This is a genomic window from Rahnella sp. 1L-D-7-B-C2, from assembly GCF_057290995.1.
On the sequence record NZ_JBXAVQ010000018.1, the window covers coordinates 55,001 to 76,351 of the forward strand.

The window sequence follows — 21,351 nt, forward strand, 5'->3', positions numbered from 1 at the left end:
CCGACAAGGTGGCTATGCTACTTATCGCCGGTCAGTGGCTGTGTTTTTCGTCCTTGCTCGCACGGGCAAGTAAATTCGTGGCTGCTTCACGGGCATCTTTACCGCAGTATAAGACCTGGTAAATCTGTTCCGTAATAGGCATTTCAACGTTATGGCGCTGCGCCAAAACCCGTACTTCTTTGGTGTTGCGATAGCCTTCAACAACCTGACCGATGGTGTTCTGTGCTGCCTGAACATCCATTCCCTGCCCCAGCATAATACCGAAGCGGCGGTTACGTGACTGGTTGTCTGTGCAGGTTAACACCAAATCACCCAAGCCTGCCATGCCCATAAAGGTAGCAGGATCGGCACCCAGCGCAGTTCCGAGGCGGCTCATTTCTGCCAGACCACGGGTGATTAATGCCGTTCTGGCATTTGCACCGAAACCAATGCCGTCAGACATACCGGCACCGATGGCAATCACGTTTTTAATCGCACCGCCCAGCTGCACGCCGATGAAATCGGGGTTGCTGTAAACGCGGAAGCTTTTGCCGCAGTGCAGCAGTTGCTGTAAATCGTCGGCAAAACTGGCATCCGTGGCCGCCAGAGAAATCGCCGTCGGCATTCCCGCCGCCAGCTCTTTGGCGAACGTCGGGCCAGAAATCACGGCTAACGGGATAGTATCGCCGAGTTCTTCACGCGCGACATCCTGCAGCAAACGCCCGGTTTCTGCTTCCAGACCTTTGGTCGCCCATACCACACGCGCATCAGCGCGCAGATGCGGTTTCAACTGACGCAACACGTCACCAAACACATGGCTCGGCACGACAACCAGCACATTGCGGCTGGCCGCTAACGCGACAGACAGATCAGTTTCGAGCAGCAGATTGTCGGGGAATGGCACATCAGGAAGGAATTCCTGATTACAACGGACACGTTGCAAGGCGTTGATGTGGTCGGGATTATGTCCCCACAGCACAACGGGATGCCCATTTCTGGCAAGGGTAATTGCTAAAGCGGTGCCGTACGAGCCGGCACCGATTACAGTCATTGACGCATTGACGGTTTTCATCAGGCATCCTGATGTGGTTCAGCACCTTCGGTTTCAGCTTGCTGTTGCAGATAGTTCATGAACAGCGCGTCGAAGTTGACAGGTGCCAGATTCAGTTGCGGGAAAGTACCGCGGGAAACCAGGCTGGTGATGCACTCACGGGCATACGGGAACAGAATGTTCGGGCAATATGCACCCAGGCAATGCGCCATCTGGTTGCCATCAATACCGGAGATGCTGAAGATACCACCTTGCTGAACTTCGCACAGAAACGCGGTTTCGTCGCCCAGTGAAGAGGTTACCGTTACACGCAATACAACTTCGTACACGCCTTCAGCCAGCTGGCTAGAAGCAGTATCAAGATCCAGTTTCACTTCTGGCTGCCAGTCTTGCTGGAAAACCTGAGGTGCGTTTGGCGCTTCAAAAGAGATATCTTTGGTATAAATACGCTGGATCTGGAAAGCCATCTCGGTGTTATTTTGTTCTGACATGTGAGTAGTACCCTTGAGTTAAAAGTCCTTTAAACACTTAATGAAAATACGCAGCCGCCCCAGTTATCCCAGTAATGGGTCAAGGCCACCGCGTGCATCAAGTGCATGTAAATCATCGCAACCGCCAACGTGCTGTCCATCGATAAAAATCTGAGGAACAGTTGAGCGACCGCTACGGGCGATCATCTTTTCACGTTTATCCGCATCGCCATCAATCGCGATTTCATCGAATGAAGCGCCTTTGCTATTAAGCAGGGCTTTCGCACGATGGCAATAAGGACAGGTTGCCTTGGTGTAGATTTCAATTTTAGCCATGGGTTCCACCTCTAAGTCGTAGATTTTAATGCAGTTGCGATTGGGCTGAGATCTTATTTACCGCGTGCCAGTGGCAGATTTTCACTGCTCCAGCCGCTGATGCCTTCTTTCAACGTGAAAACACGCTCAAAACCGGCCGCGATCAGACCTTCTGCCGCTGTGCGGGAAGTCTGGCCTGAAGCACATACCACAATAACCGGCTGCGCTTTATGTTTAGTCAGCTCACCCAGATTATTGCTTTTGATGTCTGTGGTCAGCACATTCAGGGACGTGGCGATGTGGCCTTTGCGGAACTCTTCACGCGTACGCACATCGACGACGACGGCATCTTCTTTATTGATCAGGCGGGTTGCTTCACCACGGGTGATCTCTTTCACTTTAGAAAAACGTGTTTTAAAGGTGGTCACAATTACTGCAATCAGTAACGCAACCCACGCCAGGCTGAGAACCGGATGCGCACTGATGAATGGCATAATATCTTGCATGGGGTGTAGCAACTCCCGTCAGTTAGGGGAAAATTCAAGGCTTCAGAGTATACCTGCGCGTCGGAGCAAATACAGCCAGTAAGCACGGGCTAATGCCACAATCTGCGGCACATCCCGAAAAATTAACACGCCTTTATGATGAAAGTTAACCCTCACCTCACCCCATCTTTGATCTCTCACGGCTATTCGCCTCGCTCACTGGGGTAAAATCAGCCCGCCTGAATGCTTATAGCCGCGCCTGTTTACGCCTGTTCAGCCGGCGAGGCTATTGAGCATTTCATCTTTTTAACTGAGGTCAATTGACATGTCGAGCAACAAAAAACCGATGGTTCTGGTGATTCTTGATGGTTACGGCCATCGTGAAGAACAACAAGACAACGCGATTCTGAATGCCAAAACACCGGTCATGGATAATCTTTGGGCGACCCAACCCCATACGCTAATCGCCGCATCCGGTCTGGACGTCGGTCTGCCAGACGGCCAGATGGGCAACTCCGAGGTCGGCCATGTCAATTTAGGCGCTGGCCGCATCGTCTATCAGGATCTGACCCGCCTCGATAAAGAGATCAAAGAAGGTGATTTCTTTAATAATAGCGTACTGACCGCTGCTGTAGATCGTGCCGTCAATGCGGGCAAAGCGGTCCACATCATGGGTCTTCTCTCTGCGGGCGGCGTTCATAGCCACGAAGACCACATAATGGCGATGGTCGAATTAGCTCATCGTCGCGGCGCAAAAGCGATTTATCTGCATGCTTTCCTCGATGGCCGCGATACGCCACCGCGCAGCGCAGAATCTGCCTTAAAACGTTTCACTGAGAAATTCGCTGAAATCGGCACTGGCCGCATTGCATCAATCGTTGGCCGTTACTACGCCATGGACCGCGATAATCGTTGGGATCGCGTACAACTGTCCTATGACCTGATGACTGAAGCAAAAGGCGCGTTCACGGCCGAAAACGCACTGTCAGGCCTGCAAGCTGCGTATGCCCGCGATGAAAATGATGAATTCGTGAAGCCGACTGTGTTACAGGCTGCCGGGGAAGAAACCGCCGCGATCAACGATGGCGACGCGATGATCTTCATGAACTTCCGCGCCGACCGCGCACGCGAAATCACCCGCGCTTTCATCAGCCCGGACTTCGACGGTTTTACCCGCGAAAAAGTGATCAACTTCGGCGATTTCGTCATGCTGACCGAATACGCTGCCGACATCGACGCAGCCTGCGCGTATCCCCCTGCATCCCTGAAAAATACACTGGGTGAATGGCTGATGGCGCACGAAAAAACGCAGCTGCGCATCTCCGAAACTGAGAAATACGCACATGTGACCTTCTTCTTTAATGGCGGTATGGAAGACGCGTTTACTGGCGAAGACCGTATTCTGGTGAAATCGCCGAACGTGGCAACTTATGATCTGCAACCGGAAATGAGCTCCGCAGAGCTCACAGACAAACTGCTGGGCGCCATTGCCAGCGGCAAATACGATGCCATCATTTGTAACTATCCGAATGGCGACATGGTCGGCCACACGGGTGTTTATGAGGCAGCCATCAATGCAGTAGAAACGCTGGATAACTGTGTTGCGCAAGTGGTTGAAGCCGTGAAAGCCGTTGGCGGCCAGTTGCTGATCACCGCTGACCACGGTAACGCAGAACAGATGCGTGATCCGGCCACCGGTCAGGCGCACACCGCACACACCAGCCTGCCTGTCCCGCTGATTTATATCGGTGGCAACGCCGAAGCCGTGGAAGGCGGTAAACTGTCGGATATCGCGCCGACTATGCTCTCTCTGATGGGAATGGAAATTCCGCCAGAAATGAGCGGCAAACCGCTGTTTATCGCACGTTAATTTCCTTAAAAACACTGAAATACAGGCGTATCCGCTCAGGTGGGTACGCCTTTTTTGTTTGTGCATCAGCCGGTTGATTAGTGTTACGATACGGCCAGGGACAGCCATATTGTCTATCATCCACGGTCGACAAGCGGAAAAAAGTTTGAGCAAATTCATTCATTTCAGCCTGATGAGAACCCGCCTTTCCGCTTCGGACAAGGTCGTATCCGCCTTCCCATCTTCAGCCTTATTGCTTTGCGCCTCCTTAATGACGCTCTCTCTTACTGCCCATGCTGATGATAATAAAGATCAGCTCAAAACCATTCAGCAAAACATCGCAGAAAAAGAGAAAAGCGTTAAACAGCAGAAACAACAACGTGGCACGCTGTTACAACAATTGCAGGCGCAGGAAAAAACCATTGCTTCGGCCAGCTCCCAACTTCGCAGCACACAATCGACGCTGAGTACGCTTGGGAAGGATATCTCCGGGCTGACGCTGTCTATCGACAAATTGCAGAAACAGCAAAAAACACAGGAAGGCATTCTCGCCAAACAGCTCGATTCCGCATTCCGCATCGGTCAGCATAAAGGCCTGCAACTGCTTCTCAGTAGTGAAGAGAGCGAACGCAGCGAGCGGATCCTGGCCTATTTCGGCTATCTGAATGAAGCCCGCCAGAAGACCATCGAAGAACTCAAACAAACGCGCACCACGCTCGGCGAACAGCGGGTTGCGTTGGAGTCCAAACAAACTCAGCAGAAGAATCTGTTAAGCGAGCAACAGACTCAGCAGCAAAAACTTGAGCAAGCTCGTGCAGCGCGCAAACAAACGCTGACAGCACTCGAGTCCTCTTTGCAAAAAGATGAGCAAAGCCTGACAGAACTGCGTGCCAACGAATCGAGCCTGCAAAACAAAATTGCGGCCGCTGAGCGTGCTGCAAAAGCCCGCGCTGAGAAAGAAGCGCGCGAAGCCGCCGCTGTGCGGGCGAAAGAACAGCAGGCGAAGAAAAAAGGCTCCACCTACAAACCGACGCAAAGCGAGCAATCGCTGATGGCGCGCACCGGCGGGCTGGGAAGGCCATCAGGGCAGAATATGTGGCCGGTGAACGGTTCGTTGATACACCGTTTCGGCGAACAGTTGCAGGGTGAACTACGCTGGAAAGGAATTGTAATTTCGGCACGTGAAGGCAGTGATGTGCGTGCAATTGCAGAAGGCCGCGTCATTCTGGCGGACTGGTTACAAGGCTACGGGCTGGTTGTGGTGATCGACCACGGCAGGGGTGACATGAGCCTTTACGGGTATAACCAGGATGCGCTGGTCAGCGTGGGCGATCAGGTGAAAACCGGTCAGGCCATTGCCAAAGTAGGGAACAGCGGCGGACAGGGCCAGCCATCGTTGTATTTTGAAATTCGTCGTCAGGGCCAGGCCGTTAACCCACAGCCGTGGTTGGGAAGATAGCATTGCAATATAAAAAGTCCGTTTTAGCTGCCCTTTGTGGTACTGCGTTATTCGTTTGTCAGGTTCAGGCAGCGAAATTATCCATTCTGATTGATGACTTTGGTTATCGCCAGCATGAGGAAAACCAGGTACTTCAGATGCCAAAAGCGGTATCCGTGGCGATTTTCCCCAATGCACCCGATTCGCAGATGATGATGAACAAGGCCCACCAGCAGGGGCGTGAAATTCTGATCCACCTGCCGATGGCACCGCTGAGCAAACAACCGCTGGAAAAAAATACGCTGACGCCCTCCATGAGTGCCGGGGAAGTGAAGCGGATAGTCGATCAGGCGATCGCCAATATTCCCTACGCGATTGGCATCAACAATCATATGGGCAGCGCCATGACTTCAAGCCTGACCGGCATGGAAAACGTCATGCAGGCCATGAACGCCCACAATCTGTTCTTCCTCGACAGCATGACTATCGGTAATACCAAGTCGGTCCAGGCCGCTGAGGGAACCCGAGTGAAAGTCATCAAGCGCAACGTCTTTTTAGATGATGTACAAAATGAGGCTGAAATTCGCCGTCAGTTTGAGCGCGCCATTCAACTGGCACGCAAAAATGGCTATGCGATCGCTATAGGCCATCCGCATCCCACGACGGTGAAAGTACTGCAACAAATGCTGCCGAATTTGCCTTCCGATATCGTACTGGTGCGGCCAAGCGATCTGCTCAATGAACCAATACGCAGTTCAGCCTCTGCGGGTAAGCCGCCAAAGACCACACCAGCCAAATCAGCAGCTAAAGGCATCAGCGTTTGTCGCGTGAAACATCCTGTTCCTCAGATTTATGCGGATAGCATGTTTAAAGCCATCGGTGAAAGTCTGGTGACAACGCCGGCTGTCCTGTTCATTGAGCGCCAGTATCATACGTTAACAACGTTCCCACAAATGCGGGGATCCGTACCGGTTGAACCGGCAACAGAAATAAACCCTGACGCAAAGAAAATAAATAAGAATTCAACATATTGATAAATATGGTTTTAGCACTCAAAACCAAATAGGTAGAGCTTAAAGAATTTGCCCCCTATAATGGGCGCTGCATGTTTTTGGATTCAGACTGCGCAGGGGCGCTCACAAATGGGACAAGATCGATCTAAAATTCTGCTGCTCGACAGCGGCAAAGAATGGGGAGGTGGCACTAACAGTATGTTAGAGCTGCTGAAAAGAATCGATCGGGAAAAATTTGAAATTAGCTGCTGCTTTTACAATGATTATTCGCGGGATAACGGGGAAACCATCAGCCAGATATTGAACTCGCTGAACGTTCCCGTCTTCTTCATCCCGCAGGTCAAACAACCTGCATGGGCTAAAATCAGTAAAGAAGTGCTGCGTACCCTGTTTTTCTTCAGCAGTTATCTGCGTCAGAAAGCGATTTACTCCATTGATAAAATCTGGCGAATCAACCCCAACATTCGTAAGATTCATTCCCTGCTTGAGCTCGGACAGTTCGATATTTTGTATATGAACAATCAGCCCAGTTCGAATGTTGAAGGCTATTATTCTACCGCAGGTTTACCGACCGCCATTGTCCAGCATTGCCGCATCGAGCCGGTACTGAACCGCGATGTCGTGCGCATTGTGAATAAGTTCTGCCACAGCATTATTTCTGTTTCTCAGGGCGTGCAGGAACAGTTGCTAAAGCGCGGAGTGCGCAGTGAGCTCTGTTTTACCGTTTTCAACGGTATTGATATCAATCAACCCTTGCCCGATGGGGCCAATATCCGTAAGGAATTGGGTGCGACCGATGATACTTTTATCTTTGGCAGCATCGGCTCGCTGATCAACCGTAAAGCACATCATTTCACCTTGCTTGCATTGGATAAATTTAACCGGGCTTTCCCGGAAGCAAAATGGATGATGGTTTTTGTCGGCGAAGGGCCAAATTTACGTCGCCTTATCCAGCAGGCTGCAAGCCTGAACATGATGGATAAAGTGGTCTTTACCGGTTTTCAAAGCAACGCGCTGGAATATCTGTCCGCGTTCGATGCCTTTATTTTAGGGTCGAAAAGCGAAGGCCTGCCGCGTGTTATTTTAGAATCGATGCTGCTGGAAACACCGGTCATTGGTTCCAACGTAACCGGTACCGCTGAACTGGTAAAGAATGCTGAAACCGGCATGTTATTTGAGTACGGCGACGTTGAGATGCTCTTTAACCATATGAAAACGTTGTATCTTAACGAGCACCTTCGTAACGAAATAGCACAGCAGGCGAACGCCAATGTTCGCGATAAATTTGCCATTGAGAAATATGTCTCTGGCGTTGAAACCGTTTTAAGCAGTGTCAAAAAGAAACAAGGCTGAACATGTTCAAATTCCTGAATTCAAAATATCGTCACATTCTTTCGCGCCACAATCTGCCTTATTCGCAGACAGTGACAGCAGGCAAGCCTGAGAACAGTGTGACGTCCGTGGTAATCCCTTCCGCGGGCGCTGACTATATTGAAGAAGCCTGTTTGTGCGCAGAATTTGCTGACAAATTTGCCACCCAGCTGCAGGAAATTGTTATCGTGACCGATCAGGACGCCAGCCAGTTCAGGCCGCTGCCGGAAAAAGTCCGCATTGTGACGCTGAACCCGGAGACAAAGTCCGGCGATTATCGCTATAAGCAAATTTATCTCAGCCGTTTGATCAAACTGATGGCTCCTTTGCAGGCCAGAACCGACGGTATTTTGATGATCGATTCTGATTTGAACTTGCTGAAGATGCCCGAAATCCAGCTGCATGAAAATCACATTTACTCGAGCTTCCGTCAGGGAAAAATGATCGCAAAACTCGACGGATGCGATCCGGCGATCATTCCGGCTTATTACAAAGACAGCGTGCGGCCTTACATCGTTGATCACGTCAACGGCGCATTCTTAGCCGCAACGCGTAAAACCTGGGAACGTTTGTGTCCGCTGTGGATTATGTTCTTTCGCGATACCTGGAATATTCTGCCTGACAATCAGCCGCCAACGGATCAATTACCCCTTGCCGCGATGCTCGACACGCTGGACATCAAAAGCGTTAATTTAGGCGACTGGATGAACTGGCCGGTGTCGAAGAAAATTGGCGGCACACCGTCAATTATTCCCAAAGAAGTGATTGGCGCACACGGCGGTTTTCCGCTGACTGAATGGCAAAAGTATCTGGCCTCGCCGGATAACGAGTTATTGTTTAAAGGGCAGGATTACACGCGCAAAGTACGTTATCTGACGGATGCTGAAAAGCAAACGGCGGATCCGGCAGCTTAAGTTTTTTTGCCAGACATAAACAAAGGCCCGCTGATATAGCGGGCCTTTGTCATTTCAGAGAATATTACCAGTCCAGGATCACTTTTCCGGAATGGCCGGAACGCATGGCGTCGAAGCCTTTCTGGAAGTCATCAATCGGGAAATGGTGGGTAATCAGTGGCGTGAGGTCTAATCCCGACTGGATCAGCGCTGCCATTTTGTACCAGGTTTCAAACATTTCACGACCATAAATCCCTTTGATAAACAGCCCTTTGAAAATCACCTGATTCCAGTCTATGGCCATTTCAGCTGAAGGAATACCCAGCATCGCAATTCGGCCGCCGTGGTTCATAGCACTGAGCATGCTGCGAAAGGCGGCGGGTGCGCCTGACATTTCCAGCCCGACATCAAACCCTTCGGTCATGCCCAGCTCTTCCATCACTTCCGGCAGGCTTTGCTGGCTCACATTGACCGCCCGCGTAACGCCCATTTTGCGCGCCAGTTCCAGCCGGTATTCGTTCATGTCAGTAATGACTACGTGACGCGCGCCGACGTGTTTACAAATTGCCGCGGCCATGATGCCGATCGGGCCGGCACCGCTGATCAATACATCCTCGCCAACCAGATCAAACGACAACGCGGTGTGCACCGCATTGCCGAGCGGGTCGAAAATCGCGGCCAGATCATCGGAAATGTTGTCAGGTATTTTAAAGGCATTGAACGCCGGCAAAACGAGATATTCTGCAAATGCGCCCGGACGGTTAACGCCTACGCCCTGCGCATTACGGCAAAGATGCGTTCGACCACCGCGACAGTTACGGCAATGCCCGCAGGTGATGTGCCCTTCGCCGGACACCCGGTCACCCAGACTGAAGCCTTTAACTTCCTGCCCGATCCCGACCACTTCGCCAACATACTCATGCCCGACCACCATCGGCACAGGAATCGTTTTTTGTGACCATGCGTCCCAATTATAAATATGCACATCAGTGCCGCAGATCGCCGTTTTGCGGATTTTGATCAGCAAATCGTTGTGCCCTAACTCCGGCACCGGCGCATCGGTCATCCAGATACCTTCTTCACGTTTCAGTTTTGCTAACGCTTTCATGGACACTCCTCAGGCGATCACACCAAGTTTTCTGCCAATACGGGTGAAGGCGTCAACGGCTTGTTCGATCTGTTCCGTAGTATGCGCCGCGGACATTTGGGTACGAATACGCGCCTGTCCCTGTGGGACCACCGGATAAAAGAAACCGGTGACGTAAATCCCTTCCTGTTGCAACTGAGCGGCGAAATCCTGTGCCAGACGCGCTTCGCCGAGCATGACCGGGATAATGGCGTGATCGGCACCAGCCAGCGTAAAACCGGCAGCGGTCATTTTTTCTCGGAACAGTTTGGAATTGGAGAGAAGCTTCTCGCGCAGTTCGCTGCCTTTTTCGAGCATCGACAAAACTTCAAGAGACGCAGCAACAATCGAGGGCGCCAAAGAGTTCGAGAAGAGATAAGGACGCGAGCGCTGACGCAGCCAGTCGATCACTTCCTGACGCGCCGCCGTATAACCGCCTGATGCGCCACCCAGCGCCTTGCCGAGTGTACCGGTGATAATATCCACGCGGCCCATGACGTCACAATATTCGTGCGTCCCCCGCCCCTCTGCGCCGACAAAGCCAACGGCATGGGAATCATCGACCATTACCAGCGCGTCAAAACGCTCGGCCAGATCGCACACGCCCCTCAGGTTGGCAATCACGCCATCCATGGAAAAAACACCGTCAGTCGCGACCAGAATGTGGCGCGCACCCTCATCTTTCGCCTGCTGTAAACGCGCTTCAAGCTCCGCCATATTGTTGTTGGCGTAACGATAGCGTTTGGCTTTGCACAGACGTACACCGTCGATTATCGACGCATGATTAAGCGCATCGGAGATAATCGCATCCTCTTCACCTAACAGCGTTTCAAATAAACCTCCGTTGGCGTCAAAACAGGAGGAATACAGAATGGCATCGTCCATACCGAGAAAATCCGCCAGACGATGTTCGAGTTCTTTATGCGTATCTTGTGTGCCGCAGATAAAGCGCACCGAGGCCATGCCAAAACCGTGGCTGTCGAGCCCGGCCTTAGCGGCCTGGATTAATGAGGGATGGTTCGCCAGCCCGAGATAGTTATTCGCGCAAAAATTAATGACCGGCTTTCCACCGGCCACCGAAACCTCTGGCTGCTGCGGCGTGGTGAGAATGCGTTCTTCCTTAAACAATCCCTCAACCCGCGCCTGATCGAGCTGGTCTTCCAATTGGCGATAAAACGAAACAGACATACAGTATTCTCCTGAAATGACTCATTCACGGAATACATTACTAATCTGTATATGAAATAACGATGAAAACGCTCACAATATCTTCATTTTGCAGCATAGTTCACGCCTTACGCCCTGAAACACAAGAATGCGTGTTATCGGACACCTTCCCAATGTGAGCTTGATAATGAAGTGTTATGATATTACCAACTGTATAAATTACGCATGGTGCGTGATTTTAAAATGATTAAAGGTGAGTCCCATGATAATCGTCACTGGCGGCGCTGGTTTTATCGGCAGCAATATTATTAAATCGCTCAATGATATGGGATACCGCGATATTTTAGTGGTCGACAACCTGAAAGACGGCACCAAATTCGTCAATCTGGTCGATCTGGATATTGCGGATTACTGCGATAAAGAAGACTTCATCGCCAGCATCGTTGCCGGCGACGATCTCGGTGATATCGACGCGATCTTCCATGAAGGCGCCTGCTCGTCCACCACTGAGTGGGACGGCAAATACATGATGGATAATAACTATCAGTATTCGAAAGATATCCTGCATTTCTGTCTCGATCGTAGCATTCCTTTCCTGTACGCCTCTTCCGCTGCAACCTACGGCAGCCAGAGCACCAGCTTTGTTGAAGAGCGTAAGTACGAGCAGCCGCTGAACGTTTACGGTTACTCCAAATTCCTGTTTGACCAGTATGTTCGTGAAATTTTGCCTCACGCTGAATCCCAGATCTGCGGTTTCCGCTACTTCAACGTTTATGGCCCGCGTGAAGGTCATAAAGGCAGCATGGCGAGCGTTGCATTCCATTTGAATAACCAAATCAACGCCGGTGAGAACCCTAAATTGTTCTCAGGCAGCGAAGGTTTCAAACGCGATTTCATCTATGTAGGTGATGTAGCAGCGGTAAACCTGTGGTTCTGGCAGAACGGCGTATCCGGTATTTTCAACTGCGGCACCGGCCGTTCAGAATCTTTCCAGGCTGTGGCGGATGCCGTGGTTGCCTATCACAAATCCGGCGATATCGAATACATTCCATTCCCGGAAAAACTGAAAGGTCGTTACCAGTCTTTCACGCAGGCTGATATGACGGCTCTGCGTAAAGCGGGTTATGACAAGCCGTTCAAAACGGTTGCCGAAGGTGTGACGGAATACATGAGCTGGCTCAACCGCACAGTCTAAGAACCGCACATTGAGGAATGGATTAACGGTATGAAAATACTGGTAATTGGGCCGTCATGGGTCGGTGACATGATGATGTCACAAAGTCTTTACCGCACCCTGAAGGTGGCGCACCCGGACGCACAGATTGACGTGATGGCACCCGCATGGTGCCGTCCGCTGCTCGACAGAATGCCAGAAGTAAATCAGGCGCTGTCGATGCCGCTGGGTCATGGCGCATTGGAATTGGGTGAGCGCCGCCGTCTGGGCATTTCTCTGCGCAACGGAAGTTATCAGCACGCCTACGTGTTGCCAAACTCGTTCAAATCCGCGCTGGTGCCATTCTTTGCGCGCATTCCTGTGCGTACAGGTTGGCGCGGCGAAATGCGCTACGGCCTGCTTAATGATTTACGCGTGTTGGATAAAGCCGCTTTCCCACTGATGGTTCAGCGCTACGCCGCATTGGGCTACGATGCTGCGCAAATCCACACTGCCGAAGATTTGCAGCAACCGATTCTATGGCCGAGATTGCAGGTCTCTGAAGCAGAAGTGATTGCCGTTAAAAACGCATTTTCGGTCAACAATGACCGGCCGTTAATTGGTTTTTGCCCCGGTGCAGAATTCGGCCCGGCAAAACGCTGGCCGCATTATCATTACGCGACCTTAGCAGAAAAACTGATCGCCGAAGGCCAGCAGGTAGTTTTGTTTGGCTCCGCCAAAGACCATGCTGCAGGCGAGCAAATTCGCCTTGCGCTGACTGAAAACGCACAGCCTTTCTGTCTAAATCTGGCCGGAAAAACCTCGCTGGATCAGGCGGTGGTGATGATAGCTGCCTGCAACGCCGTGGTCAGTAATGACTCCGGCCTGATGCACGTCGCAGCTGCGCTAGATAAGCCACTTGTGGCGCTCTACGGCCCAAGCAGCCCTGATTTCACGCCACCACTCAGCCATCGGGCAAAAGTTATCCGCCTGATCACCGGCTACCATAAAGTCCGCAAAGGTGATGGCGAAGAAGGCTATCATCAAAGCCTGATCGATATTCAGCCAGAACAGGTTTATCAGGAATTAAACCTGTTATTGAGCACAAGGAAGGAACAGTAATGCGGGTTCTCATCGTCAAAACATCGTCAATGGGTGACGTATTGCACACGCTTCCTGCACTGACAGATGCGTTACAGGCTATTCCGGGGATCCGCTTTGACTGGGTCGTGGAAGAGGGTTTTGCACAGATTCCTGGCTGGCATCCGGCGGTCGATCGCGTGATTCCGGTTGCCATACGGCGCTGGCGTAAAAACTGGTTCGGTTCTGAAACCCGTCAGCAGCGCTGTGACTTCAAGCGTGAAGTACAGTCTCAGACTTATGATGCCGTGATAGACGCACAGGGTTTGATCAAAAGCGCAGCACTGATCACCCGCGTCGCTAAAGGTGAAAAACACGGGCAGGACTGCAAAAGTGCCCGCGAGCCCTTTGCCAGCTGGTTCTACAACCATCGTCATGAAATCGATAAGAAACAACATGCGGTTGAACGCACCAGAGAACTGTTTGCCAAAAGTCTGGGCTATGAGAAACCCTCCGTTCAGGGCGATTACGCCATCGCGGAACGCTTCCTGGCACACCTTCCCGCTGATGCCGGTCAGTATCTGGTATTTCTCCACGCGACCACGCGTGCAGACAAACACTGGCCGGAAGCACACTGGCGGGAGTTAATCGGCATGCTCAGTGCGCAACAAATTCGCATTAAACTTCCCTGGGGCGCTGAGTACGAATATCAGCGAGCGCTGCGTCTGGCGGAAGGCTTCCCGAACGTAGACGTGCTACCAAAATTAAGTCTGGAAAAAGTCGCCGAAGTCCTGGCTGGCGCGAAAGCCGTCATCTCCGTAGATACCGGTTTAAGCCATCTGACTGCGGCACTGGATCGCCCAAATATCACGCTCTACGGCCCCACCGATCCGGGTTTAATTGGGGGTTACGGACAAAATCAGTTCATCCTGAAAGCTGAGAAAAATTCGCTGGAAAACCTGCCGGCAGAACGCGTATTTGAACAGCTGAATGCCGTAATGTCCGTCGAAAAGGAAACGACCCGACCATGAGCTACGTGATAATTTTTATCTTGCTGTGGCCGTTCAAAATGCTGATGAAACCTTTTCATCGAGGTACCGGGCGCAATCTGGTGATCCAAACCGCTAAGATTGGGGATTTCGTTAATATTACCCCGCTGCTGAGGCATTTAAAGAAATCTGACGTACTCATCAGTAAAACGGTATTACCGCTGGCGGAACATGATGCAACGATTGATTCCATTTATCTGATTGAAGATTACAAAAAATCCTTACTCAGTAAGATTCGTCTCGCATTCAATTTACTCAATCGCTACGACAACGTGTATCTGCTGCAGCCAAACAGCGTGAATGCTTTCTATGCCGCATTCTGTAATGCGCCGGGAAAAGCTTTTCTGATCGCATATACGCGTAAGTGGTACCACAGCATTTTTTATCAGACAGCAGATATTATTCGCTTACACAGAAAAACAGATTTCACGCTGGAAAGTTACCTGAAACTGGCCAACCCCACGTTTACCGCCGATAGCTACAAAAAGCATGCCACCTGGCCACTGTGGATTCCGGAACAAACGCTGCCAGCGCTGGCAAAGAATCAGCAGATAAAAATCGGTATCAGTATTTCTGCAGGCAACAAAGCAAAAACCATTCCGACTGATGTATGGATAGAAATTTTCAAGTGTCTGCGCGGTTTACCTTGTCAGTTTTACGTTTTTGGCCCTGAAAATGAACAACCCTATCTTGACCAGCTGCTCGCAAAACTGACTGAAAGTGAACACATTATCAGTCTGATTGGTCAGTTAAAATTGCACGAAGTGCCTTATGCCATCTCGCAGATGAATGTATATATCGCTTCTGATTCGGGCAATATTTATATCGCCGATGCAGTAGAAACGCCGGTGATTTGCCTCGCAGGGCCTTGTGATTTAGCTGAACAGCATCCGACGTTTGCGCCGTTAATTTTAACGCCGGAAGATCCACAGCTCACGCCGGAATCCTTCATTTTCTCAGCGCCCTATACGTTTAGACACAGCGCGGAAGAACTCTTTTCGCTCAGTGATGCACAGTTGAATCAGATACGTTCTTTTGTCATCAGCAAAACAGGTCAGGAACAGAACCATGCCTAATCAGGAATACCTGAGTTATCTTGAGCACAAAGAAGAGCTCGTTAACAATTTAGGGTTTTCAGAGTTGCCGGTTGTCCATATCGCCTTCGGCATCAATAACGCGTATGCGCGTGGTATGGGCATCACTGTTTTTTCGATTCTGGAAAATAATCCCGACTTAGTTTTCCATATTCACGTGTTTGGCAGTCCGCTGGATGAAAAATCAAAATCCCGGCTTCTCGAACTGGCCGTAGATCATTCTTTAGCCATCACCTGTTATGTTTTTAAAGAGTCTGCATTTGCCGATCTACCATTAATAGGCCGCTATCCTCAGGCGATATATTATCGCCTGTTTACTCCCTATATTCTTGCGGATGTCACATCAAAATTCATTTACCTGGATGCTGACACATTATGTTTAGGGAGTTATAAAGAACTTCATCAAAAAGATATCAGCCGCTACACACTGGCTGCGGTTAATGACACTGAGCGGGCGCGTAACAAACTGTGCCCCCACTTAGGCCTGACCAGTGGTAACTATTTTAACTCTGGTTTTTTGTATATCAATATTCCGTTATGGATTGATAAAAAAACAACAGACAGAATTATTCAGACGTTGGCGATTCATGGCACAGAGCTAAATTTCCCGGATCAGGATGCGCTAAACATTGCTCTTGAACATGAAGTTTTATTGCTACCTAAAAAATACAATCTTGTTTGTGACATTATCCTGAATAAAGTGGGGAAGAAAACACCCGTTCCGGAGGATACAATCCTGATTCATTATACAGGTAAATGTAAGCCCTGGCATCGTTGGGGAATGGGTGAATTAGCCAGTCTTTATGATGAGTACTATGAGAAATCACCATGGCATGACGTTCCTCATGATATGCCGGTTTCTTACAAAGAGATGAAACGTTATGCGCAGGCGCTCTGGCACGAACGTCAATATATGAATAGCTTGCGCTGGATGGTTAAGTATATGAACAGTAAGGTTTTTAGGAATCACTCTTTATGATCAGGAACTGGCTGTCAGCAATGAATAAAATATCTATGGACGATAAATTGGCTACAATTTTCTTCCTGTTTATATCGATATCTATTTCATTTTTTATGTACTCAGGTGAGGTTACACGCAACTTCTTCTACATCATCACCTATGTCGCCATTGTCTATTTCATCTTCATTACTTTTAAAAAAGAAAAGAAAATACATTTTTACGCTTTCTCTTGGATAGTTTTTGCGTTGGGTGTCAGTAAATTACTGTGGGTAATGTTAACGACAAATGAACAGTATCCGTTAATTGCTTACCATTATCAGATCAGCGGTAAACGACTGATACTGGCCGCCTTTGTTCTTTACGCGATAGAGCATAATTTGCATAAATGGAAGATATCCATTTTAACACTGCGCATTGGTGTCACCATCATGACATTGCTGTTTATCGTCATTTCCATTTCGCATATTCTTTTTTATTTAAAAACCGGCGAAAGAATAAAAATCAATTCTGACGCTCCTACATCCGGGGCGTACACCTTCACTATTTTCTCACTTCTGCTTATGTATAGCCTGAAGTACCATGTGCTGAAACATTACAGACTCGCCTGTCTGATTGTCATGACAATGACTTTTGCTGTACTGGCGGCAACAGAAACCCGCTCAGCCATTATGCTGTTTGTACTATTTAATGTTGGCAGCATTATTATCGACTTCGCCAAAAGCTCTCATACATCAAAAGTCATTTACGGCTTCGCTATCGGCGGTTTAATTCTGGCCGGAGTTATCTCTGGACATCCTTACTACAACAAAGTTTTAGACCGTATTGATAATCTCCAAACCGAAGTTACCTCCTATAATCAGGGCGACCGAAATACGTCAGTGGGTGCTCGTTTTTCAATGTGGCGCGCAGGAATAGACGTATTCAAACAGCATCCGCTGGGTCAGTCAGCGGATAGTCGTAACGCTCTGGCAACCACCTTCATCAATCAGCATGAAGGCGGTAATCCGGAAGCAATCCGTAACCTGCAATTCCATCTGCATAATGACATTATCGATACGCTCTCCTTGCAGGGGATTTTTGGCGCCATCATTATGTTGTTGTTCTTCGCGGTTTTATTGCTGTATCCGTTCAAGCTGGTACCCAAAGGATACGAGTTCTTACTGCTCTCGGTGCCGGTAATTTATTTCAGTCAGGGTGATACTCAGTTCTATAATCGCGAATCACCGTATTTTGTTGTGCTGGTGTTTGGTTACTTGCTGATGCTGAGAATGTGTCACCGCATTTCGTTAGAGAAAAAGTGATTTTACGGGGAGTACGCTAACCTGACTCCCCGTTTGCTTGTCATCCTTATCAGTGGAAATTGTGGATATGACCCCGACATCGATGCCTGAAGACATCAGGCTTAGCGCGATCATCCCCTTATACAACGCAGGGGAGATGTTCAGAAACTTCATGGATTCGTTGGTCGCGCAGACGCTGAGCAGCCTTGAAATCATCATTGTGAATGATGGTTCAACCGATGGTTCCGAGCAGGTTGCACGAGAATATGCCGAAAAACACCCGCATATCACGGTCATCAGCCAGCCTAACGGTGGCGTTTCCCGTGCGCGCAATGCTGGTTTAAATATCGCCAAAGGCCATTATGTCACCTTCCCCGATGCCGATGACATACTCAATCCGCAGATGTACCAGACGTTAATTGATATGTGTGAACAGGATGACTTAGACGTCGCACAGTGCAACGGTGAGCGTTACTTTGTTGGGTCAGAAAAAGTAAAACCGATCATTCCCGTTGACCGTTTAACATCCACGGCGGTGATGGATGGCGCCACCTGGCTTAAAACGGCTCTGGCAACCAACCGCTATCTGCACGTTGTCTGGCTCGGTGTTTATCGTCTGGCGCTGATTAAGAAGCACCAGCTCTATTTTGAACCCGGTTTACATCATCAGGATATTCCCTGGACGACTGAGGTCATGTTCAACGCTCAGCGCGTGAGATATACCCAAAAAATACTTTATCGTTATTACATTCATGGGCAGTCAATCAGTAATCAGAAACGTACCGGGATGAAAAATGTTGAGTATCAGAGGCACTACCTAAAGATTGCCAAAATGCTCGATGAGCTCAATCAGCGTTACAAAAGCAAAATCAAAATCTATTCTGAGTTTCCGAGACAGGTAACCCGCGAAGCATTGACCGTGTGTCACTCCGTCCGCCGGGAACCCGATCCTGCCGCGCAAAAGGCCATGATTGACGATATCTACTCCAGCGGCACCCGCCAGATAATGATGCGTAATGCGCGTGGCCCTAAGCAGTGGTGGCAATTGTTGCTGTGGCTGAAACGCCTTCGCACCTTGCGCAACAAACTCGCTTAGGATGTTTCAGAAAGAGATGATTCTTTTACGTCTGTAACTGCGTTATAACTCATTCATAAACGAAGTTATTTATCTTTCTATATCAGCCAGATAAATAACTTCACAGCATTCGATTCTTCACCTAGAATCAACTCACTATCTTCTAAATCAGATAATAGAATGCCTAACTCCGAAGCCAAATACGCAGCGTTCACCCCCAGAAGAATTCTGCTGGTCAAACTCCGTCATCACGGAGACATGGTGCTGACGACGCCGGTGATAAACAGGCTCCACCAACATTATCCTGATGCTGAAATTGACGTGCTTTTATATAAAGAAACACGACCAATTCTGAGCGAACATCCTGCCCTCTCCGTTATTCATGTCATTGACAGAACTTGGAAAAAACAAGGCATTCGCTATCAGCTGAAGCAGGAATTGCTGTTACTTAAAGCCGTGCGTGCGCGGCATTATGACCTGGTCATCAACCTCGCCGATCAGTGGCGCAGTTCCCTGCTTTCGATGCTCACAGGCGCGAAGGTGCGGCTGGGCTTTGACTACAAAAAACGCCGGTCTTTACTCTGGCGTGCGGGTCATACTCATCTGGTGACCACTGAAAACCACGGCAAATTGCATACTGTTGAGCAGAACATGTCGATTCTGTCCGCGCTCGGCCTTTCTGTCGAAGATGCCCAAACGTCTATGCATTATTCACAAAGCGATAAGGCATTCTGCCAGCAGTTGCTGAAGAAGAATAAGGTCGACGGCGGATATATTGTCATTCAGCCCACCTCGCGCTGGATTTTTAAATGCTGGGACGACGAAAAATTTGCCAGTGTTATCGATGGATTAGGCGATACAGGAATGACTATCGTCATGACGGCCGGCCCCGATAAAAAAGAGCTGGAGATGGTGCGTAAGATTCAGGATCTCACACATAATCCTCAGGTAATTTCTGTCGCTGGTCAGTTATCACTGACGCAACTGGCTGCCATGATTGACGGCGCAAAACTGTTTATTGGGGTTGATTCCGCGCCGATGCACATGGCTGCGGCGTTGAACACGCCTTGCGTCGCGTTATTCGGACCAACGAAAATGCAGCACTGGCGGCCGTGGGGCAACAACAACACCACAATCTGGGCCGGTGATTACGCGCCGCTGCCAACACCTGATTCCATCGATACGAAAACACAGCAACGTTATCTGCATGCCATTCCGGTTAGCGATGTGCTGGATGCTGCCAGGAGTTATTTGCATGGCTGATGCGATGAAGACTATCCGGCTGGCGATCGTCAGGCAAAAATACCGGCCGGATGGCGGAGCCGAGCGCTTCATCTCCCGCGCGCTTGAGGCGCTGGACGATCAGAATATCGAGCTGAATATCATTACCCGTCAATGGGAAGGCAAACCTAATCCAAAGTGGAAAATTCACCTGTGTAATCCTGCAAAACAGGGTCGGGTCTCACGGGAGAAAGGCTTCGCCGTAGCGGCCCAAAAATGCTGGCAAGCCGCACAGTTCGATATCGTCCAAAGCCATGAGCGTATACCGGGCTGTGATATTTTCCGCGCCGGCGATGGCGCGCACCGCGTCTGGCTGGAACAGCGCGCACGGGTTATCTCCCCGGTTCAGCGCTTTCTCACGCGTCTCAGCCCTTATCATCGCTACGTGTTACGTGCTGAAGAAGAGATGTTTCATTCTGCACAATTGAAAAAAATCATCTGTAACTCGGAGATGGTAAAGCGCGACATCATGCGTTGTTATGGTGTGGATGCTTCCCGCTTTGAGGTCATCTATAACGCCATCGATGCTGAGAAGTTTACGCCAGCAACGCAAGAGCAACGCCGCTCAGCGCGGGCAGAAATGTCGATCCCGGAACAGGCTATCACACTGATTTATGTCGGGTCAGGTTTTGAGCGTAAAGGGCTAAAACCCGCCATTCAGGCCATAGCGTCCAGTAACCGCTATCTCATCGTCGTCGGCCAGGATAAATCGCAGAAGAAATATGAATCTCTGGCACGCCAGCTTGGGTGTTTTGATCGCATCCGCTTTATGGGCGTGCAAAATAACGTGCTGCCTTATTATCACGCCGCTGACGGCATGATCCTGCCGACGCTGTATGACCCGTTCCCCAACGTGATCCTCGAAGCAATGGCCTGTGGTTTGCCGGTGATCACCAGCCAGACCTGTGGTGGTGCAGAATTCATTACTGAAGGGCAGGAGGGCTATGTTTGCGATGCCCTGGACGTAGCCAGGCTCAGCGAATATGTGAAGAAAATCCCTTCCCGTGTGGAAAATGCCGCAATGGGCCACGCCGCCAGAGAACGCATATTGCCTTATTCACCTAAAAACCTTTCACAACAGCTGGTGGCGCTATATCACTCGCTGCTTATCTGATGACGTTTACGCAGGCATGATGAGTCGATAGCACTTATCTGATACCATGTGCCTATCTAACCGCCGGGATTATTTTCACTCTATGAAATTGACTTTCCCTAACGCAA

General features: G+C 49.8%; 20 protein-coding genes. 14 read left to right on the top strand and 6 right to left on the bottom strand.

All coding sequences use genetic code 11. The annotated features are described in order from the left end of the window. Positions 1-31: 31 nt before the first annotated feature. The 4 genes from gpsA to AC0Z7K_RS20665 form a co-directional block, all read right to left on the bottom strand. On the bottom strand, positions 32-1,051 hold the full coding sequence (gpsA, locus tag AC0Z7K_RS20650; RefSeq protein WP_485615731.1) for an NAD(P)H-dependent glycerol-3-phosphate dehydrogenase: 1,020 nt from the start codon (positions 1,049-1,051) through the stop codon (positions 32-34). Beyond that, positions 1,051-1,521, bottom strand: coding sequence for a protein-export chaperone SecB (secB, locus tag AC0Z7K_RS20655; protein WP_056774533.1), 471 nt, complete (start codon positions 1,519-1,521; stop codon positions 1,051-1,053). The genes gpsA and secB overlap by 1 nt, the downstream gene beginning before the upstream one ends. 63 nt (positions 1,522-1,584) lie before the next feature. After that, complete coding sequence (gene grxC / locus AC0Z7K_RS20660) at positions 1,585-1,836, bottom strand: glutaredoxin 3 (RefSeq protein ID WP_056774530.1); 252 nt, start codon at positions 1,834-1,836, stop codon at positions 1,585-1,587. A gap of 53 nt (positions 1,837-1,889) precedes the next feature. After that, positions 1,890-2,321 (bottom strand): rhodanese-like domain-containing protein, encoded by a 432-nt coding sequence (locus tag AC0Z7K_RS20665; protein WP_413531195.1) that lies wholly within the window; start codon positions 2,319-2,321, stop codon positions 1,890-1,892. 304 nt (positions 2,322-2,625) lie between these two features. On the opposite strand from AC0Z7K_RS20665, the gene gpmM reads away from it, so the two are divergent. The 5 genes from gpmM (at position 2,626) to AC0Z7K_RS20690 (ending at position 8,885) form a co-directional block, all read left to right on the top strand. Further along, positions 2,626-4,170 (top strand): 2,3-bisphosphoglycerate-independent phosphoglycerate mutase, encoded by a 1,545-nt coding sequence (gene gpmM / locus AC0Z7K_RS20670; protein WP_413531194.1) that lies wholly within the window; start codon positions 2,626-2,628, stop codon positions 4,168-4,170. A 172-nt stretch (positions 4,171-4,342) separates the two neighbouring features. Continuing rightward, complete coding sequence (envC, locus tag AC0Z7K_RS20675) at positions 4,343-5,608, top strand: murein hydrolase activator EnvC (RefSeq protein WP_485615769.1); 1,266 nt, start codon at positions 4,343-4,345, stop codon at positions 5,606-5,608. Between the two features lie 2 nt (positions 5,609-5,610). Beyond that, the gene (locus AC0Z7K_RS20680; protein ID WP_485615735.1) at positions 5,611-6,621 is read left to right on the top strand and encodes a divergent polysaccharide deacetylase family protein; all 1,011 of its coding nucleotides are present in this window, start codon (positions 5,611-5,613) and stop codon (positions 6,619-6,621) included. Between the two features lie 108 nt (positions 6,622-6,729). Beyond that, a complete protein-coding gene (locus AC0Z7K_RS20685) occupies positions 6,730-7,953 on the top strand; it encodes a glycosyltransferase (RefSeq protein WP_485615737.1) in 1,224 nt (407 codons plus the stop codon). 2 nt (positions 7,954-7,955) lie between these two features. After that, a complete protein-coding gene (locus AC0Z7K_RS20690) occupies positions 7,956-8,885 on the top strand; it encodes a hypothetical protein (protein ID WP_413531191.1) in 930 nt (309 codons plus the stop codon). Between the two features lie 64 nt (positions 8,886-8,949). On the opposite strand, the gene tdh is transcribed toward AC0Z7K_RS20690, so the two are convergent. Next, on the bottom strand, positions 8,950-9,972 hold the full coding sequence (tdh, locus tag AC0Z7K_RS20695; RefSeq protein ID WP_112165139.1) for an L-threonine 3-dehydrogenase: 1,023 nt from the start codon (positions 9,970-9,972) through the stop codon (positions 8,950-8,952). A gap of 9 nt (positions 9,973-9,981) precedes the next feature. Then, entirely contained in the window at positions 9,982-11,178 is a 1,197-nt protein-coding gene (kbl, locus tag AC0Z7K_RS20700; RefSeq protein ID WP_485615740.1) for a glycine C-acetyltransferase, read from the bottom strand. 241 nt (positions 11,179-11,419) lie between these two features. Between kbl and rfaD the strand changes: the two genes are divergently transcribed. From rfaD to AC0Z7K_RS20745, 9 genes are all read left to right on the top strand, one after another. Continuing rightward, positions 11,420-12,352 carry an ADP-glyceromanno-heptose 6-epimerase gene (gene rfaD / locus AC0Z7K_RS20705; protein ID WP_485615742.1) on the top strand — a complete coding sequence of 311 codons (933 nt, stop codon included), beginning with the start codon at positions 11,420-11,422 and terminating at the stop codon, positions 12,350-12,352. 30 nt (positions 12,353-12,382) lie between these two features. Continuing rightward, positions 12,383-13,432 carry an ADP-heptose--LPS heptosyltransferase RfaF gene (rfaF, locus tag AC0Z7K_RS20710; RefSeq protein WP_485615744.1) on the top strand — a complete coding sequence of 350 codons (1,050 nt, stop codon included), beginning with the start codon at positions 12,383-12,385 and terminating at the stop codon, positions 13,430-13,432. After that, positions 13,432-14,421 carry a lipopolysaccharide heptosyltransferase RfaC gene (gene rfaC / locus AC0Z7K_RS20715; protein ID WP_485615745.1) on the top strand — a complete coding sequence of 330 codons (990 nt, stop codon included), beginning with the start codon at positions 13,432-13,434 and terminating at the stop codon, positions 14,419-14,421. The genes rfaF and rfaC overlap by 1 nt, the downstream gene beginning before the upstream one ends. Further along, positions 14,418-15,515 (top strand): glycosyltransferase family 9 protein, encoded by a 1,098-nt coding sequence (locus AC0Z7K_RS20720; RefSeq protein ID WP_485615747.1) that lies wholly within the window; start codon positions 14,418-14,420, stop codon positions 15,513-15,515. The genes rfaC and AC0Z7K_RS20720 overlap by 4 nt, the downstream gene beginning before the upstream one ends. Then, positions 15,508-16,512 (top strand): glycosyltransferase family 8 protein, encoded by a 1,005-nt coding sequence (locus AC0Z7K_RS20725; protein WP_485615748.1) that lies wholly within the window; start codon positions 15,508-15,510, stop codon positions 16,510-16,512. The genes AC0Z7K_RS20720 and AC0Z7K_RS20725 overlap by 8 nt, the downstream gene beginning before the upstream one ends. Beyond that, positions 16,509-17,795, top strand: a complete 1,287-nt coding sequence (locus AC0Z7K_RS20730; protein WP_485615749.1) for an O-antigen ligase family protein — start codon at positions 16,509-16,511, stop codon at positions 17,793-17,795. The genes AC0Z7K_RS20725 and AC0Z7K_RS20730 overlap by 4 nt, the downstream gene beginning before the upstream one ends. A gap of 67 nt (positions 17,796-17,862) precedes the next feature. Further along, positions 17,863-18,870: a glycosyltransferase gene (locus AC0Z7K_RS20735; RefSeq protein ID WP_485615750.1), complete on the top strand. Its 1,008-nt coding sequence runs from the start codon at positions 17,863-17,865 to the stop codon at positions 18,868-18,870. A 159-nt stretch (positions 18,871-19,029) separates the two neighbouring features. Continuing rightward, complete coding sequence (rfaQ, locus tag AC0Z7K_RS20740; protein WP_413531183.1) at positions 19,030-20,112, top strand: putative lipopolysaccharide heptosyltransferase III; 1,083 nt, start codon at positions 19,030-19,032, stop codon at positions 20,110-20,112. A 4-nt stretch (positions 20,113-20,116) separates the two neighbouring features. Next, positions 20,117-21,244, top strand: coding sequence for a glycosyltransferase family 4 protein (locus AC0Z7K_RS20745; protein ID WP_485615771.1), 1,128 nt, complete (start codon positions 20,117-20,119; stop codon positions 21,242-21,244). Positions 21,245-21,351: the final 107 nt, after the last annotated feature.

Excerpts from the sequence above, each read along its gene's own strand:
- gpmM (WP_413531194.1), top strand. The coding sequence starts at position 2,626 with ATGTCGAGCAACAAAAAACCGATGGTTCTGGTGATTCTTGATGGTTAC.
- rfaC (WP_485615745.1), top strand. The coding sequence starts at position 13,432 with ATGCGGGTTCTCATCGTCAAAACATCGTCAATGGGTGACGTATTGCAC.
- kbl (WP_485615740.1), bottom strand. The coding sequence starts at position 11,178 with ATGTCTGTTTCGTTTTATCGCCAATTGGAAGACCAGCTCGATCAGGCG.
- AC0Z7K_RS20730 (WP_485615749.1), top strand. The coding sequence starts at position 16,509 with ATGATCAGGAACTGGCTGTCAGCAATGAATAAAATATCTATGGACGAT.
- rfaD (WP_485615742.1), top strand. The coding sequence starts at position 11,420 with ATGATAATCGTCACTGGCGGCGCTGGTTTTATCGGCAGCAATATTATT.
- gpsA (WP_485615731.1), bottom strand. The coding sequence starts at position 1,051 with ATGAAAACCGTCAATGCGTCAATGACTGTAATCGGTGCCGGCTCGTAC.
- AC0Z7K_RS20735 (WP_485615750.1), top strand. The coding sequence starts at position 17,863 with ATGACCCCGACATCGATGCCTGAAGACATCAGGCTTAGCGCGATCATC.
- grxC (WP_056774530.1), bottom strand. The coding sequence starts at position 1,836 with ATGGCTAAAATTGAAATCTACACCAAGGCAACCTGTCCTTATTGCCAT.
- AC0Z7K_RS20685 (WP_485615737.1), top strand. The coding sequence starts at position 6,730 with ATGGGACAAGATCGATCTAAAATTCTGCTGCTCGACAGCGGCAAAGAA.
- AC0Z7K_RS20720 (WP_485615747.1), top strand. The coding sequence starts at position 14,418 with ATGAGCTACGTGATAATTTTTATCTTGCTGTGGCCGTTCAAAATGCTG.
- secB (WP_056774533.1), bottom strand. The coding sequence starts at position 1,521 with ATGTCAGAACAAAATAACACCGAGATGGCTTTCCAGATCCAGCGTATT.
- AC0Z7K_RS20690 (WP_413531191.1), top strand. The coding sequence starts at position 7,956 with ATGTTCAAATTCCTGAATTCAAAATATCGTCACATTCTTTCGCGCCAC.
- envC (WP_485615769.1), top strand. The coding sequence starts at position 4,343 with ATGAGAACCCGCCTTTCCGCTTCGGACAAGGTCGTATCCGCCTTCCCA.
- tdh (WP_112165139.1), bottom strand. The coding sequence starts at position 9,972 with ATGAAAGCGTTAGCAAAACTGAAACGTGAAGAAGGTATCTGGATGACC.
- AC0Z7K_RS20725 (WP_485615748.1), top strand. The coding sequence starts at position 15,508 with ATGCCTAATCAGGAATACCTGAGTTATCTTGAGCACAAAGAAGAGCTC.
- rfaF (WP_485615744.1), top strand. The coding sequence starts at position 12,383 with ATGAAAATACTGGTAATTGGGCCGTCATGGGTCGGTGACATGATGATG.
- rfaQ (WP_413531183.1), top strand. The coding sequence starts at position 19,030 with ATGCCTAACTCCGAAGCCAAATACGCAGCGTTCACCCCCAGAAGAATT.
- AC0Z7K_RS20745 (WP_485615771.1), top strand. The coding sequence starts at position 20,117 with ATGAAGACTATCCGGCTGGCGATCGTCAGGCAAAAATACCGGCCGGAT.
- AC0Z7K_RS20665 (WP_413531195.1), bottom strand. The coding sequence starts at position 2,321 with ATGCAAGATATTATGCCATTCATCAGTGCGCATCCGGTTCTCAGCCTG.